This window comes from Nocardia sp. NPDC052001 (genome assembly GCF_040680615.1).
GTDB lineage: Bacteria > Actinomycetota > Actinomycetes > Mycobacteriales > Mycobacteriaceae > Nocardia.
The window spans coordinates 737,811-752,509 of the sequence record NZ_JBFAXC010000004.1 but is presented as its reverse complement, the minus strand read 5'-3'; the positions used below and the strand labels follow the sequence as shown (position 1 = coordinate 752,509).

15 protein-coding genes are annotated in these 14,699 nt (G+C 66.2%); 10 read left to right on the top strand and 5 right to left on the bottom strand.

The window, feature by feature from the left end:
• Positions 1 to 137 precede the first annotated feature (137 nt).
• From AB0L82_RS23525 to AB0L82_RS23515, 3 genes are all read left to right on the top strand, one after another.
• Entirely contained in the window at positions 138 to 1,070 is a 933-nt protein-coding gene (locus tag AB0L82_RS23525; RefSeq protein ID WP_364639906.1) for a glycine betaine ABC transporter substrate-binding protein, read from the top strand.
• Positions 1,071 to 1,197: 127 nt separating this feature from the next.
• On the top strand, positions 1,198 to 1,899 hold the full coding sequence (locus tag AB0L82_RS23520; RefSeq protein ID WP_364639903.1) for a Crp/Fnr family transcriptional regulator: 702 nt from the start codon (positions 1,198 to 1,200) through the stop codon (positions 1,897 to 1,899).
• 105 nt (positions 1,900 to 2,004) lie between these two features.
• On the top strand, positions 2,005 to 2,220 hold the full coding sequence (locus AB0L82_RS23515) for a hypothetical protein (RefSeq protein ID WP_364639900.1): 216 nt from the start codon (positions 2,005 to 2,007) through the stop codon (positions 2,218 to 2,220).
• Here AB0L82_RS23515 and AB0L82_RS23510 read toward each other — a convergent pair.
• The gene (locus tag AB0L82_RS23510) at positions 2,186 to 2,827 is read right to left on the bottom strand and encodes a TetR/AcrR family transcriptional regulator (RefSeq protein WP_364639897.1); all 642 of its coding nucleotides are present in this window, start codon (positions 2,825 to 2,827) and stop codon (positions 2,186 to 2,188) included. The genes AB0L82_RS23515 and AB0L82_RS23510 overlap by 35 nt on opposite strands.
• A gap of 68 nt (positions 2,828 to 2,895) precedes the next feature.
• On the opposite strand from AB0L82_RS23510, the gene AB0L82_RS23505 reads away from it, so the two are divergent.
• From AB0L82_RS23505 to AB0L82_RS23480, 6 genes are all read left to right on the top strand, one after another.
• Entirely contained in the window at positions 2,896 to 4,413 is a 1,518-nt protein-coding gene (locus AB0L82_RS23505; protein WP_364639894.1) for an NAD(P)/FAD-dependent oxidoreductase, read from the top strand.
• A 36-nt stretch (positions 4,414 to 4,449) separates the two neighbouring features.
• Complete coding sequence (locus AB0L82_RS23500; protein WP_364639892.1) at positions 4,450 to 5,280, top strand: SDR family NAD(P)-dependent oxidoreductase; 831 nt, start codon at positions 4,450 to 4,452, stop codon at positions 5,278 to 5,280.
• A gap of 10 nt (positions 5,281 to 5,290) precedes the next feature.
• Positions 5,291 to 6,205 (top strand): alpha/beta hydrolase, encoded by a 915-nt coding sequence (locus tag AB0L82_RS23495; protein ID WP_364639889.1) that lies wholly within the window; start codon positions 5,291 to 5,293, stop codon positions 6,203 to 6,205.
• A gap of 124 nt (positions 6,206 to 6,329) precedes the next feature.
• On the top strand, positions 6,330 to 8,123 hold the full coding sequence (locus tag AB0L82_RS23490) for a long-chain fatty acid--CoA ligase (protein WP_364639887.1): 1,794 nt from the start codon (positions 6,330 to 6,332) through the stop codon (positions 8,121 to 8,123).
• Between the two features lie 143 nt (positions 8,124 to 8,266).
• A complete protein-coding gene (locus tag AB0L82_RS23485; RefSeq protein WP_364639885.1) occupies positions 8,267 to 9,838 on the top strand; it encodes a molybdopterin-dependent oxidoreductase in 1,572 nt (523 codons plus the stop codon).
• 121 nt (positions 9,839 to 9,959) lie between these two features.
• Positions 9,960 to 10,580 carry a Uma2 family endonuclease gene (locus AB0L82_RS23480; protein WP_364639882.1) on the top strand — a complete coding sequence of 207 codons (621 nt, stop codon included), beginning with the start codon at positions 9,960 to 9,962 and terminating at the stop codon, positions 10,578 to 10,580.
• 27 nt (positions 10,581 to 10,607) lie between these two features.
• Here AB0L82_RS23480 and AB0L82_RS23475 read toward each other — a convergent pair whose 3' ends face one another.
• Positions 10,608 to 12,086: a DHA2 family efflux MFS transporter permease subunit gene (locus AB0L82_RS23475; RefSeq protein WP_364639879.1), complete on the bottom strand. Its 1,479-nt coding sequence runs from the start codon at positions 12,084 to 12,086 to the stop codon at positions 10,608 to 10,610.
• A gap of 54 nt (positions 12,087 to 12,140) precedes the next feature.
• A complete protein-coding gene (locus AB0L82_RS23470; RefSeq protein WP_364639876.1) occupies positions 12,141 to 12,845 on the bottom strand; it encodes a PadR family transcriptional regulator in 705 nt (234 codons plus the stop codon).
• Between the two features lie 182 nt (positions 12,846 to 13,027).
• Here AB0L82_RS23470 and AB0L82_RS23465 point away from each other — a divergent pair, with 182 nt between their 5' ends.
• Positions 13,028 to 14,044, top strand: a complete 1,017-nt coding sequence (locus tag AB0L82_RS23465; RefSeq protein WP_364639873.1) for a helix-turn-helix domain-containing protein — start codon at positions 13,028 to 13,030, stop codon at positions 14,042 to 14,044.
• 7 nt (positions 14,045 to 14,051) lie between these two features.
• On the opposite strand, the gene AB0L82_RS23460 is transcribed toward AB0L82_RS23465, so the two are convergent.
• Together AB0L82_RS23460 and AB0L82_RS23455 are read right to left on the bottom strand one after the other, a co-directional pair.
• On the bottom strand, positions 14,052 to 14,270 hold the full coding sequence (locus tag AB0L82_RS23460; protein WP_364639870.1) for a hypothetical protein: 219 nt from the start codon (positions 14,268 to 14,270) through the stop codon (positions 14,052 to 14,054).
• Complete coding sequence (locus tag AB0L82_RS23455) at positions 14,267 to 14,692, bottom strand: SRPBCC domain-containing protein (RefSeq protein WP_364639867.1); 426 nt, start codon at positions 14,690 to 14,692, stop codon at positions 14,267 to 14,269. The genes AB0L82_RS23460 and AB0L82_RS23455 overlap by 4 nt, the downstream gene beginning before the upstream one ends.
• Positions 14,693 to 14,699 lie beyond the last annotated feature (7 nt).

Sequence of the window (14,699 nt, the reverse complement as noted above, 5' to 3'; positions counted from 1 at the left end):
GGTTTGCCGCGCGAACGTTGCCTACCTCGGGTTGGTTTCTCCGTGTGCCGCGGCACGATTTCCGATATCGGCTGGTGAGACACGCTCGGGGCCACCCGATCCGGAGTTCGCGCCCGGCGCGCGGCAGACTGTTGCGAATGTTCGGCAGAACGGATTCCCGCGCCCCCCGGCGAGCCCTGCTGTCCACCGCGCTGGCGGTCACGGTGGCACTGGCAACCCTCGCGTGCGGTACCGACGACGCGCCCGCGCTGACCATCGGCGCGGGTGATTCGGCGCAGTCGGGTCTGCTCGCCGAGATCTATGCGAACGCACTCGGGCGCACCGGCGCGCGCACCGCCGTGCACCGTGGTCTGGGCGCGCGCCCGGGTCAGCTCGCCGCGCTCGACGCGGGCACCGTCGTAGCGGTCGCCGATGTGACCGGTGATCTGCTCACCGCGCTCGATTCCACCTCGACGGCGAACAAGCCCGACGATGTGGTCAAGGCGCTCAATGCCGCTCTGCCCGAAGGGCTCACGGTCGGCGATCCGGCCGACGGCACCGATCTGCGCCCGGTCGTCGTGGCCGATGCCACCCGCACCGAGGTCTACCCGTCGTCGCTGAAGGAGCTGGCCCCGCGCTGTCCCGAGCTGACCATCGGCATCGCCACCGGCCCCGCGCTGGATCCGATGCGCGCGCCGCTGGATCCGCAGCGCGATGTGCTCGCTCCCCTCGAAGCGGTCTACGGCTGCGCCGTCGCGCACCCGGTCACCTTCCGCACCGCCGAGGACGCTCGAAAAGCACTGTCCACCGGTGAAATCCAGCTGGCGGTGCTGTCCGGCCCGCCGTCCTACCTCCCCGGCGGCGGTGCGGACCTGACCGCCCTGGCCGACCCGTCCTACGCCTTCCGCTCCGCCATGGTGGTCCCGGTGATCCGTAAGGCCGCCTTGACATCGACCCAGCTCCGCAAACTCAACTATGTCGCAGGCGAACTCACCACCGTCGACCTCGCCGATATGCTCCGCCAGATCCGCGATAACGGCGCGGTCCCCGCGGACCTGGCCCGCACCTGGCTGGACGCGCACGCGCTCTGAATCCGGATCGGGCCGCCGAATCCGCCGCAGGTATCGCCGATTGTGATGTGAGTTGCGGTTCCGTTCCCGGAAAGCTCGCTTACCGTTGAGTTTCGGGGACGATTCCAACTAGGCGGATTTGGATTCGATGGTCGATTTGGATTCTTGGCCGTGGCCGGAGAACACGTTGCTGGCGCGGTTGAGTCCGCGCTCGCGGCGGGAGTTGCTCGGGCTGGGGCATGAGCGGTACTGCAAACCGGGGACATTGCTGATGCGGCAGGGGGATCCGGGGAACACCGTGTACGTGCTGCGCTCGCGCGATACGAGCGTATCGGCGTGCGTGAAGATCACCGCGGACGCCGGGACGCTGTTCGTCATTCGGGTGAGCGGCGATGTGATCGGGGAATTGGGCGCGCTGACACCGAATTCGGTGCGCTCGGCCACCGCGACCGTCTGCACGGCGACGATCGCGCACTGCATTCCGGGAAATATGTTCCTGTCGTTTCTCAACGAGCATCCGGACGGCTGGCAGACGCTGTGCCGCACGCTGGCCGATCGGCTGGCGTGGTCGGATCAGCGGCGGCTGGATTTCGGTGGCTGGCCGGTGCGGCGCTGTCTGGCCCGGTTACTGGTGGAATTCGCCGAATCCTACGGCCGCCCCAGCGAATCCGGCGTGGAGATCACCGTGCGGCTCTCCTATGAGGAGCTCGGGAATCTCATCGGCGCGGGTGAGGACGCGGTCGGGCTGGCCATGAAGCGAATGCAACTGAAGGGGCTGGTCTGCCTGCGCAACAGGCATGTCGTGGTGCGTGATCTCGAAGGTTTGCGGAACTACGCGGAGCTGGAGTGAAAATTCTCTGAAATCTACTCCGCGGCCGGATTTTTCAGGCGCGGGGCGGGTTCGTCCGGTGGCACTCTCGTGGCCTGGTGATACACGAGATATGGGAGGGCACCGATGTCGACACTGGAACCCGAATACGACTGGAATCCCGCCGAACGGCTGTTTCTGACCCTGAGTCGCGCGCACAGTCCGCTCGCGGCGGCGCTCATGGCGACCGCGGTCACCGGCTACTGGCCCGAAACAGCCTCGCGCGCAATCGATACCCGGGTCATCGCGCCCGTTACCGAGCTGGCCGTCACTCGAGCAGGGCGGCGGCGAGCGTGGAGTTGAGCGCCAGCGCGGGCAGCGATTCGACCAGCAGGTCGATCAGCGCCTCGCGGGTGATGGGGGCCTCGCGGAGCCAGGTCAGGGTGGTTTCCTCGACGAAGGCGATCCACCCGCGGACCGCCAGGGTCAGGCGCGGCATATCCGAATCCTCCACGGGGATGGGGGATTCGGCCAGGATGCGCTCGACCTGGGCGAGGCGGTGCGCGTTCACCATGGCGACCAGTTCCGGACTGGCGCTGATGGGTCCGCGCAGCAGGGCCTGGTAGGGGGTGCGGTTCTCCTCCACGTAGGCGACATAGCGTTCGACCGAATCGCGCAGCATCTCCGCCAGCGGCAGCGCGGGATTGGGGGTGGTGCGTTCCAGCAGTTCCGCGTTGGCGTAGGCGATGATCGCCAGGTGGAAATCGCCCAGGGTGGGGAAGTAGTGGAACAGCAGGCCGCGCGAGATGCCGGCCTGTTCGGCGATCTCGCTGACCGACACCTCCTCCAGGGATCGTTCGCGCAGCATGTTCGCGCCCAGGGTGATGAGTTGCAGGCGTCGATCGTCGGGGCTGAGCCGGGTGCGTTTGGCACCCGCGTCCGGCTTGCTCACCTTGGCTCCTCGGGTCATGGCGAAATCTTACTGAACGTGAGTCAATACTATTGACTCCTACTCAATAAGACCCTACGCTGATGTACATGAGTCGCAAGGTTACAGACAAAGCTGTCGACAACCGGGCCGCCCGGCATTCCCACATCATCATCGTGGGCAGCGGGTTTTCCGGCCTGGGCCTGGCCATTCGGCTGAGTCAGCAGGGTCGCACCGACTATCTCGTGCTCGAGCGCGGCAATGATGTCGGCGGCACCTGGCGCGACAACACCTACCCGGGTGCGGCCTGCGATGTGCCCTCGCACCTGTACTCGTACTCCTTCGCGCTGAACCCGGACTGGTCCCGCTCGTTCTCCAAGCAGCCGGAGATCCAGGGCTACATCAAGTCCGTCGCCGATAAGTACGACGTACGCGACAAGCACCTGTTCAACTGCGATATGACCGGCGCGCAGTGGAACAATGACACCGCCCGCTGGGAGATCCAGACCTCGCAGGGTGATTTCACCGCCGATATCCTGGTCTCCGCCGTCGGCGCGCTGTGCGAGCCGAACCTGCCGGATATCAAGGGCATCAACGACTTCCAGGGCGAGATCTTCCACTCCGCGCGCTGGGATCACAATGCCGATCTGACCGGTAAGCGCGTCGCAGTCATCGGCACCGGCGCCTCCGCCATCCAGATCGTGCCGTCGATCGCCAAGCAGGTCGCGCACCTGGACCTGTACCAGCGCACCGCCCCGTGGCTGCTGCCGCGCGCGGACCGGCCCTACCTGCTGCCGGAAAAGCTTGCCTTCAAATACATTCCGGGCGCGCAGGCGCTGTCCCGCGCCGCCATCTACGCCGCGCGCGAGACCCAGGTGGTCGGCCTGGCCAAGTTCCCGCCCGCCATGAAGATCCTGGAGACCGTGGCGCGCGCCAAGCTGCGCATCGAGGTCAAGGATCCGGAGCTGCGTAAGAAGGTCACGCCGAACTTCCGCATCGGCTGCAAGCGCATGCTCATCTCGAACGAGTACTACCCGGCGCTGGGTCGCGACAATGTCGACGTCGTCACCGAGGGCATCCAGGAGATCCGCTCCGGTTCGGTCGTCACCAAGGACGGCGTGGAGCGCGAAGTGGACGCCATCGTGGTGGCCACCGGCTTCCACGTCACCGATTCCCCTGCCTACGACACCATTTCGGGTCGCGACGGCCGCACCCTGGCCGAGGTCTTCGAGAGCATCGGTCAGCAGGGCTACAAGGGTTCGGCGATCCACAACTACCCGAATATGTTCTTCATGCTCGGCCCGAACGTCGGCCTGGGTCACACCTCGATGGTGTTCATGATCGAATCGCAGATCAACTACATCGCCGACGCCGTGGCCACCATCGACCGCCTGGGCGTGCGCACCATCGAAGTGCGCAAGGATGTGCAGGACGAATACAACGCCGAACTGCAGCAGAAGCTGAGCGGCGCGGTCTGGAGCACCGGCGGCTGCGCCTCCTGGTACATGGACAAGCACGGCAACAACACCACGCTCTGGCCGGACTTCACTTTCCGCTTCCGGAGCCTGCTCCAGAAGTTCGACGTATCGGCCTATGAGACTTCAACTTCCGCCCGGACCGCCGCCTAACCTCCGGCAGCGCCCGAACAACCGAAAGTGGTAACCGTGAGCAACGATGCTTACTTCAAGGACAAGGTCTGTGTGATCACCGGCGCCGGCTCCGGCATCGGCCGCGCGCTGGCGGAGAACCTGGCCCGCCGCGGCGCGAAACTCGCGCTGTCGGATATCGACACCGAGGGCCTGGCCGAAACCGTGCGGCTGTGCGAGAAGTTCGGTGTGGAGATCAAATCCGATCGGCTCAACGTGGCCGAGCGCGAGGCCGTGCTGGTCTACGCCGATGAGGTCAAGAAGCATTTCGGCAAGGTCAACCAGATCTACAACAACGCCGGAATCGCGCACCACGGCGATGTGCTGGACACCGCGTTCAAGGACATCGACCGCATCATGGACGTCGATTTCTACGGAGTCGTCAACGGCACCAAGGCATTCCTGCCGTACCTGATCGAATCCGGTTCGGGTCACGTGGTGAACATCTCCAGCCTGTTCGGTCTCATCGCCGTGCCCGGCCAGAGCGCGTACAACGCCGCCAAGTTCGCGGTGCGCGGTTTCACCGAGGCGCTGCGCCAGGAAATGCTCATGAGCGGTAAGCCCGTCAAGGTCACCTGCGTGCACCCCGGCGGCATCAAGACCGCCGTCGCCCGCAACGCGACGGTCTCCGAGGGCCTGAACCAGCAGAACCTGGCGACTCTGTTCGACAAGAAGCTCGCCATGCACACCCCCGCCATGGCCGCGCAGACCATCACCGAGGGCGTGGCCCGCGGTCACGGCCGCGTGCTGATCGGCTGGGAGGCCAAACTGCTGGATCTGTTCGTGCGCAGCACCGGCTCGTACTACCAGCGCATCTCCGCCGTCGTACAGAAGCGCTTCCTGCCGTAGGGAATTGGTTATGCCACAGCTGAATCTGCCGTTGCCGCTCGCGCGTGCGGTCCTGCATCCGGTATTCCGGGTCATGCTGAACAAGACGCTGCCCTTCTCGGTGCAGCGCGCCCTGATGGATCTGGGCGCGCCGTTGCAACGGGCTCCGCGCGGTACGCATTACGAGAAGGTGCGCCTGGGTGGTCGTCCGGCCGAGCGGGTCACGCTCGGCCCGGCCACCGACAGCGCCACCCTGCTGTATCTGCACGGCGGCGGTTACACGGTCGGCTCGCCCGCCACGCATCGGGCGCTCGCCGGTTATCTGGCGCGTGAAACCGGTTGTCCCGTACAGGTTCTCGACTATCGCCTGGCCCCGGAGCATCCGTTTCCGGCGGCTCTGGACGATGCCGAGGCGGCGTTCCTGGAGCTGATCGCCTTCGGCTACAAGCCCGAACGCATTGCGGTGGGCGGGGATTCGGCCGGTGGCGGGCTGGCGCTGGCGCTGGCGATCCGATTGCGCGATAAGCACGGACTGACCCCGGCCGCGCTCGGGCTCATCGCGCCGTGGGGCGATCCCAACGAGATCCCCGAGCGCACCCGGGATCTGGTCATCAACAAGCCGTGGTCGCGGGCCTGTGCCGCCGCCTATCTGGGTGCCGGTGACGGCCTCGACACCGGTTACGCGCCGCTGCTCGCCGATCTGCACGGGTTGCCGCCCACCTATGTGCAGGCCGATAAGTCCGAGCTGCTGCACGACCAGTGCACCCGGCTCACCGCGAAACTGCGCGCGGCGGGCGTGGAGACCAGGTTCACCGAGACCGAGGGTCTCTGGCACGTGTCCCAATTGCAGGCGTCCCTGGTGGCGCCCGCCGAGGGCATTACCCGGGAACTCGGCGAGTTCCTGCGCCAAGCCCTTCGACCTGCGCAAACCCGTTCCATAGGATAGTGGTTGCACGGTTTGTGAAGCCCGTTCGAACAGTTCGATAGAACAGGTTCGGGCGGGCTGCCGGGTGTGACATGTAAGCGTGGCGTAAATTACCCGCGAGTAAACCCACTGTGGAAGGGCAGCGATGCGAGAGTTCGAAGTCCCGGCTACCTACACCATCCCCGAGAGCGCCAATATGTCGGACGGTGCGTTCCGGCATGCGGAGAAGACCCCGGACCTGGTCGTCTTCAACACTCCCGATGGTAAGGGCGGCTGGAACGACGTCACGGCGGTCGAGTTCGCCAAGGCCGTCACGGGTGTGGCCAAGGGCTTGGTCGCCTCCGGAATCGAACTCGGAGACCGGGTGGCCATCATGGCCGCCACCTCCTACGAGTGGGTCGTGCTGGACTTCGCCATCTGGGCGGCCGGCGGCTGCACCGTCGCCATCTTCGACAGCTCCTCGGCCGAGCAGATCCGCTGGATCCTGTCCGACTCCGCCACCAAGGCGATCGTCGTACAGAACGAGAAGCAGCGCGCCACCATCGCCGAAATCGAAGGCGGACTCGGTGATCTGCGCGAGGTGCTGCAGATCGAGAGCGATGCCATCGCCGAACTGACCACCCGCGGCGCGGAGCTGGACGACAGCGTCGTGCATGAGCGCCGCGCCCAGGTCAAGGCCGCCTCACCCGCGACCCTCATCTACACCTCCGGCACCACCGGACGGCCCAAGGGCGTCATGCTCTCGCATGCCAACCTGTACGCCGAATCGGCCGCCGACCGCTCCGCCATGAGCGAATTCCTGCGTCCCGGCCAGAAGTCGCTGCTGTTCCTGCCGCTCGCGCACGTCTTCGCGCGGGCCGTGGCGCTGGCCGCGTTCGACGCGGGCGTCACCGTCGCGCACAGCTCCGACTGGTCCACGCTGGTCGACCAGTTCGGCGCGTACCAGCCGAACTTCATCCTCTCGGTACCGCGCGTATTCGAGAAGGTGTTCAACGGCGCGAAGCAGAAGGCGCACGACGGCGGCAAGGGCAAGATCTTCGACTACGCCACCGAGGTGGCCATCGACTACAGCAAATCGCTGGAGACCGGCGGCCCCGGACTGGTACTCAAGCTCAAGCACACCGTGCTGGACAAGCTGGTGTTCGCCAAGCTGCGCGAGGCCATGGGCGGGCAGTGCGGTTCCGCGGTCTCCGGCGGCGGACCCCTCGGCGCGCGCCTGGGCCATTACTTCCGCGGCGCGGGCGTCACCATCTACGAGGGCTACGGCCTGACCGAGTCCACCGCGGCCGTCAGCGTCAACACCCCCAAGAACATCAAGGTCGGCACCGTCGGCCAGCCGCTGCCGGGCCATGGCGCGAAGGTCGCCGAGGACGGCGAACTGCTCATCCGCGGACCGGTCGTATTCTCCGGCTACTGGAACAACCCGGACGCCTCCGCCGACGCGTTCGACGCCGACGGCTGGTTCAAGACCGGTGACCTGGGCGCGATCGATGAGAAGGGGTTCATCTCCATCGTCGGCCGCAAGAAGGAAATCCTGGTCACCGCGGGCGGTAAGAACGTCTCCCCGGCCATGCTCGAGGATTCGCTGCGCCAGCACCCCCTGATCAGCCAGGTCATGGTGGTCGGCGACGGGCAGCCGTTCATCGGCGCGCTCATCACCCTGGATCAGGAAACGCTGCCGAAGTGGCGCGAGCGCAACAACATTCCGCCCGAGACCACCATCGAGCACCTGATCGAGAACCCGGCGCTGGTCGCGGAGATCAACGAGGCCGTGGCCGCCACCAATAAGCTGGTGTCGCATGCCGAGGCGATCAAGAAGATCCGCATCCTGCCGGTCGACTGGACCCAGGAGGGCGGCGAGCTCACCCCGAAGCTCTCGCTCAAGCGCAACGTGGTCATGAAGGAATACGCCAAGGACGTCGAGGCGATCTACTCCTAGATCTTCGTTCGGACTGGGCGCTGCCACCGGATTCTTCCGGGGCAGCGCCTTTTTCATACCGCTGACCGGGGGAGTTCCGGCGTCATCGGAATGTCATTTCTGTGGCCGGTGCGGTGGCCCGATCCCGCAGTAGGGTCGAATTCGTGGCCGGTCGTGAACTTCGAATTGCCGGTGGCGTAGCCGCCGCCGCGGTGACCCTCGGGGTTGCCGAGATCGTCGCGGTGCTGATCAGTCCGGACAGCACGCCATTGCAGGCGATCGGATCGCTGATCGTCGATCACACCCCGGATGGGGTGCGCGAGTGGGTGATCGGCACCTTCGGCACCAAAGACAAACTGGTGCTGTTCATTTCGATGGGCGTGGTCGCGGTGCTGGTGGCCGGGCTGGCCGGACTCGCCGAGCGGGTGAAGCGCCCGATCGGCTCCGCGCTCTTCGCGGCCTTCGGGCTGCTGGCGGTTATCGCGGCGGTAACGCGCGCGGACGCGTCCTGGACCTGGGCGCTGCCCGCGCTCCTGGGTGCGTGGGCCGGAATCGCGGTGCTGCGCAGCCTGATTCGGCGCATCGAGGATTTCGATGCGGCGAGCGCGGGCGCGGTGGCACCCGCCGATGGCTCGGAAACCGCCGCCGCGGAAGCGGATCCGGATGTAGCGGTGGAGCGCCGACTGGTCATGCGCGGGATCGGCATCGCAGTGGCCTCCGGTGCGGCGGCCGGTCTGGTGGGACGTGTTCTCGGACTGCGGAAACGAGACGTCTCGGGGGAGCGGGCGGAGGTGCGATTGCCGCCGCCGTCGGGGCCGCAGGTGGCGGTCGATCCGGCCGCCGATCTCCGAATCCCGGGCCTGTCTTCGTATCTCACGCCGAACAGCGATTTCTACCGCATCGACACCGCGCTGACCGTCCCGCAGGTCAGCAAGGACGATTGGTCGCTGCGCATCCACGGCATGGTGGATCGCGAAATCCGGCTCAACTACGCCGATCTCGGCTCCCGGCAGGCCATCGAGAAACTGGTGACGCTCACCTGCGTCTCCAATCCCGTGGGCGGCGATCTCATCGGCAATGCCAGCTGGCTGGGCTATCGGCTGGATGAGATTCTCGCGGAAGCGGGTCCGCATCCGGACGCCGATATGGTGTTGTCCCGCAGTATCGACGGCTTCACCGCGGGCAGTCCGCTGGCCGCGCTCACCGACGGCCGCGATGCCATGCTCGCGGTCGGCATGAACGGCGAACCGCTGCCCACCGCGCACGGCTATCCGGTGCGCATGGTGGTGCCGGGTCTGTACGGCTACGTCTCGGCGACCAAATGGGTGACCGATATCGAGATCACCAGATTCGATCGCGCACAGGCGTATTGGACCCGGCGCGGCTGGTCCGAACGCGGCCCGATCAAGACCGGAACCCGCATCGACACCCCGGCCGGCGGCAAACTGGCGGCGGGCAAGGTGACGGTGGCGGGCGTCGCCTGGGCGCAGCATCGCGGCATCAGCGCCGTGGAAGTGCGGATAGACCAGGGTGCATGGCAGCCCGCGCGGCTCGCCGCCGAACCGTCGATAGACACCTGGCGGCAATGGGCATTCGACTGGGACGCCACGTCCGGCCCGCACACCATCTGGGCGCGCAGCACCGACGGTGCGGGCGTCGTGCAGACCTCCGATCAAGCGGGTGAGGTGCCCGACGGGGCGACCGGTTACGCGTCGCGGTTCGTGCGCATCGGCTGAAATACCGCAAACCACCGGTTATTCGGAGTGTCGGAGTGGCGAAAATGCCGAACGGCCTTTTTGCCCGCGCCCACGGTTTACGATCGCCCAGGCCGTTCGACGCCCGATCAAGGAGCGCCATATGACCGGAGTGCTGGAGTGGGCGCGGGCGGAAAACCTGCAGCCCGAACCGATCACCCTCGATGTCTGGAAGCAGCTACCCCGCGACTTCTGCCGCATCGTCGAAGTGGTGAACGGTGATGTGGTGCGCGCCGATCCGGCACCGCAGCCGCATCGCAATGCCGCCCGGCGCCTGGCCGCCATGCTCGAGGTCGCCGCCATCTCGCATATGGGGCAGTACAGCGACGGTCCGCTTTACGTCGGCACCGATAAGGACGTACTGCTCTGGGAGCTGCCGCGGGTCACGCTGCGCCGCCCGGACGTCGCGCTGTTCACCTGCGCCCCAACGGTTTCCGGGGTGCTGCCCGCACCGCGCGTGAAACTCGCGATCGAGGTGGTGTCACCGCTGACCGAACGCGTGGACACCGCCGACAAACAGGCCGAATACGCGCTCGCGGGCATTCCGTGGTTCTGGCTGGTGTATCTGGACCGCGATCATGTGATCGCGATCCAGACCCACGTGCTGGTGCTCGGGCACTATCGCCCGCACCGGCGCCTCACGCCCACCGGTGGTGAGACGCTGATAGATATGCCGATAGAGATCCGCATCGACTGGACCCGGTTGTACGGGCTCGTCTATTGATGCGGATCCCCTGTCGCACAGGCTGATTCAGCCCGCGATATCGACCTTCTCCGGAGCCGGGGCCTGCCGGTGATCGCTCTTGCCGTGCCCGACGAACAGCGCGGACGCCACCACACCGATCAGCAGGATGCAGCCCGGCAGAATCATGGACTGGCTGAGCGCGGTGCTGATCTTGTCCAGCACCTCCGGCGGAATCTTGCCGCCACCGCTGCCGCCGCCCTCCATCACCGGCCCGCCGGGCAGATGCTGCGCCGACAGCCGCGAGGACATCAGCGCCGCGATGGCCGCCGAACCCAGCACCGAACCCACCTGACGGGTGGTGTTGTACACGCCCGCGCCCGCACCGGCCTGCTGAATCGGCAGGTTGTGCGTGGCCGTGGTGGCCAGCGGCGCCCAGATGCAGGCATTGGCGATACCGGCGATACCGCCGATGACCAGGAACAGCGGAATCGAGGTGTCCGGCTTCATCAGCGCGGAGAAACCGAAGATGGTCGCCGCGAACACCGCGAAACCGATGGTCGGCAGCACGCGCGGCGGCATCCGATCCGAGATCTTGCCGATGATCGGCGCGAACACACCGGTCAGAATCGCCATCGGGGCCAGCACCAGCGCCGACTTGGTCGGCGACATGCCGTGCACCTGCTGCAGGAAGAAGTAGAACGGCACGAAGGTCGCGGTGATCGACGCGCCCATGGCCGCGATCGCCAGGCTGGACAGCGAGAAGTTGCGATCCTTGAACAGGCTCATCGGCACCAGCGGTTCACCGGTATTGCGCGCCTGATTGACCACGAACAGGCCGAGCACCACGATGCCGCCGCCGATCATCAGCCAGATCAGTGCGTCCCAATCCCGGGTGCCGCCCTCCTGGATACCGAAGACCAGCAGGAACATGCCGACCGCGGACAGTGCCACGCCGACGAAGTCGAACTTGTGCTCGTGCGTCTCCAGCGCGGGCACCAGCCAGGCCGCCAGCACGAACGCGATGATGCCGATCGGCACGTTCACGTAGAAGATCCACTGCCAGCCCTGCCAGTCCACCAGCACGCCGCCCAGGATCGGGCCGACCAGGGTCGCCAGACCGGCGACGCCGCCCCACAGACCCATGGCCGCACCGCGCTTGTCCGGCGGGAAGGTGCGGGTGATTACCGCCATGGTCTGCGGGGTCATCAGGGCCGCGCCCAGACCCTGCACCGCGCGGGCCGCGATGAGCATTTCGATGCTCGTCGACATGGCGCACCACAGCGAGGCGAGGGTGAAGACCGTCAGGCCGATCAGGTAGATGTTCTTGGGGCCGAAGCGATCTCCGAGCCGCCCGGTCACCAGCAGCGGTACCGCGTAGGCCAGCAGATAGGCCGAGGTGACCCAGATGACCTTGTTGATATCGGCGTTCAGGTCCTCCTTGATCGCCGGATTGGCCACCGCGACGATGGTCATGTCCAGCAGGATCATGAAGAACCCGACGACCAGCGCGTATAGCGCCAGCCACGGATTGCGTTGAGTGGACATGTGTTTCCTATCTAGGGATGAAAGTCTGTGTGGGGGACTGATTTTCGCGGTTTGTCAGGGGGCCACGCCCTTTCGGACGGCTGCCAGATCCGCCTGACTCAGGCCCGCGCCCCAGTCCGCGCCGAGCCGATCGTCGTCATCGTCATCGCAGCTCGGGATGCGCTCGCCGGTCGCCGGATCGAAATCGGACCACGGCAGTTCACCGGATTCGAGTTCGGCGATCACCTGCCGCAGCCAACCGGCCTCGGTGACATTCGAGACGTGCAGGAACTCGATGACCATCCAGTACCGCCGCGGTACCCGGCGGGAACGGACCCAGTCCTGCAGCGCCTCGAACTCGGCGACTCGGCCGTCCACCCAGGTGACGCGTTCACGCAGTAGTGCGATCACATCGTGCACCGGCAAATTGTGCGCCTCGGCCATGGCGAGCGGAAAAATCGGGTACTCCTTTACCGGAGTACGGAGGATTTCCGTGATCCGGGCGCGCAAGTTGTCCCGGCCCGCCGGATTGATCCGATAGGTGGTTCGTTCCGGGCGATTACCGGCCCGATCTGTCCCTTCGGCCACCACCAATTCCTGCTCCGCCAACCGCGCCACCGTGTGATAGAGCGAGCCGGGTTTGATCTTCACCAGCTCGTCCTCGTGCCGGGTCATCAGGAGTTGATACATCTCGTACGGATGCATCGGCTTCTCTTCCAGCAGCGCGAGCACCGCGATCGCCAAAGGCGTCAGCGTCGCACTCGCCTGCTTGCCGGTCATATCGGCCTCCTGTTCCGCTCCAAATATTCCACGTGGAATATACGACGTGGAACATGGCGGGCACAACCCACTGTGCCCTGGCGCACAGTGGGTCCGGACGGTGCGCGTTGGGTCCGGATAGCGCACCGCGCCAGTCACTTTCGGGGCAGGACGGGAAACAGGCCGATCGGTAGGCTGACGCCGTGGTCAGGGATTCGGTGGCGTCACATGTGATGCGGTTGCTGGTGGGTGTGGCGCGGGAGTCCGGGGTTGCCGAGCATGAGCTGGCCTTCATCGAGGGGGTGACCGGACCCGGGGTCGATGATGATCTGACGCGGTTTCCGACCGCATCGCTGCTGCGGGTGTGGGAGCTCATCGCGGCGGCTGATCCGGTGGGCGGGGGTGCGCGGGCCATCGCGGCGGCGGATCGAGGGCGGTTGCACGTGTGGGACTACCTGGTCACCGGAGCGCCGACACTCGCGGCGGGTTTCGCGGACGCGGGGGAGTATCTGAGCGTCATCTGCGATCCGGTCGCGCGAATCGCGGTGGTGGAGGACGGATCTCGGCTGACGGTGCAGCACGACAACCTCTCGACCGGCACCGAGGTGGACAACACCATCAACGAGTACGCGCTCGGATTGATACTGCGCCGCGCGCGAGACGCACGCGGGGACGGATTACGGCCCGTACGAGTGGATTTCGCGCATACCGCGCCGCGGCGGCACGGACATCTCGACGAGGTGTTCGGGACCGGGAACATCCACTTCGGTCAGGGCGGGAATCGAATCACCTTCCTCGATGCCGAATCCGAGCCCGCCACAAGACCTTTCGATCCCGAGCTGCAGCGCGTCATGCGGATGTACGCGCGCTCGATCATCGACAGCGCGCGGCCCGCGCCGGATTGGCGCGAGAGCTTCCGCGGTGCGATCGGGGAGGCGCTGGCGGACAGCCACGGCCGCGGCACCTCGCTGGAGGAGGTCGCGCACCGGCTGGCCATGAGCCCGCGCACCCTGCAACGCCGGCTGGCCGAACACGAGACGACGTGGCGAGAGGAGTTGGAGGCGGTGCGATTCGAGCGTGCCACCCGGTTGCTGCGCGAGACCGACCTCTCGCTGCAATCCATCGCCGGACGGCTCGGCTACACCGACCATCGCACCCTGCGGCGCGCCTTCCAGCGCTGGACCGGGCAGACCCCGGACGCCTTCCGGCGCGCCGCCTGAGCGCACCTCACGACTTCGCGGCCCGCGCCGCCTTCGCCGCGTTCAGGGTGACGGCGACGGCATTCCAGATGGCGTACAGGCTCACCGCGTACGGCACCCAGGTCGGATGATGAACGGCGATCAGCACGATCGTCGCCACCGCCAGCGCGAGCGCACGATGCACGATTCCGTTGTGCAGCAGGCTCTTCAGCACGGCCGCGTTCAGCGATGGCTGGACAGTGGTCATCGTTCCACCCGCTTCTTCAGCGCCTCGTTCGACTGCTCGAAACTCTCGATGGTGCCGGCGATGGTGCCGCCCATGAACGGAGCCAGCACCCCGCCGAACTCCTCCGCCTGTACGAACCGCGTTCCGCCGTCCCGAGCCTGCATCGTGAACTTGTGGGTGCCGTCGAAAAGCCCCGGCACCAACACGATCCCCTTCCAGGTGACCGCTTTCGCGTGCTCGGCAACCAGCACCTTGGGCTTGAAACCCATGGGCCGCCCCGTCACCGGATACATCCGCAGCTCCAGCCGCTCACCGACCGCGAGCGTCCCCTTGGCCTCCCGAATGAACGGATTCCACTCGCTGTAACTCTCCAAGTCACTGAACACCGCCCACACCTGCTCCGGTGTGGCGTCGATCTGAATATCGGTACTGATCGATTTCATGAATCCG

Excerpts from the sequence above, each read along its gene's own strand:
- AB0L82_RS23470 (WP_364639876.1), bottom strand. The coding sequence starts at position 12,845 with ATGACCGGCAAGCAGGCGAGTGCGACGCTGACGCCTTTGGCGATCGCG.
- AB0L82_RS23490 (WP_364639887.1), top strand. The coding sequence starts at position 6,330 with ATGCGAGAGTTCGAAGTCCCGGCTACCTACACCATCCCCGAGAGCGCC.
- AB0L82_RS23510 (WP_364639897.1), bottom strand. The coding sequence starts at position 2,827 with ATGACCCGAGGAGCCAAGGTGAGCAAGCCGGACGCGGGTGCCAAACGC.
- AB0L82_RS23505 (WP_364639894.1), top strand. The coding sequence starts at position 2,896 with ATGAGTCGCAAGGTTACAGACAAAGCTGTCGACAACCGGGCCGCCCGG.
- AB0L82_RS23515 (WP_364639900.1), top strand. The coding sequence starts at position 2,005 with ATGTCGACACTGGAACCCGAATACGACTGGAATCCCGCCGAACGGCTG.
- AB0L82_RS23480 (WP_364639882.1), top strand. The coding sequence starts at position 9,960 with ATGACCGGAGTGCTGGAGTGGGCGCGGGCGGAAAACCTGCAGCCCGAA.
- AB0L82_RS23495 (WP_364639889.1), top strand. The coding sequence starts at position 5,291 with ATGCCACAGCTGAATCTGCCGTTGCCGCTCGCGCGTGCGGTCCTGCAT.
- AB0L82_RS23520 (WP_364639903.1), top strand. The coding sequence starts at position 1,198 with ATGGTCGATTTGGATTCTTGGCCGTGGCCGGAGAACACGTTGCTGGCG.
- AB0L82_RS23460 (WP_364639870.1), bottom strand. The coding sequence starts at position 14,270 with ATGACCACTGTCCAGCCATCGCTGAACGCGGCCGTGCTGAAGAGCCTG.
- AB0L82_RS23525 (WP_364639906.1), top strand. The coding sequence starts at position 138 with ATGTTCGGCAGAACGGATTCCCGCGCCCCCCGGCGAGCCCTGCTGTCC.
- AB0L82_RS23475 (WP_364639879.1), bottom strand. The coding sequence starts at position 12,086 with ATGTCCACTCAACGCAATCCGTGGCTGGCGCTATACGCGCTGGTCGTC.
- AB0L82_RS23455 (WP_364639867.1), bottom strand. The coding sequence starts at position 14,692 with ATGAAATCGATCAGTACCGATATTCAGATCGACGCCACACCGGAGCAG.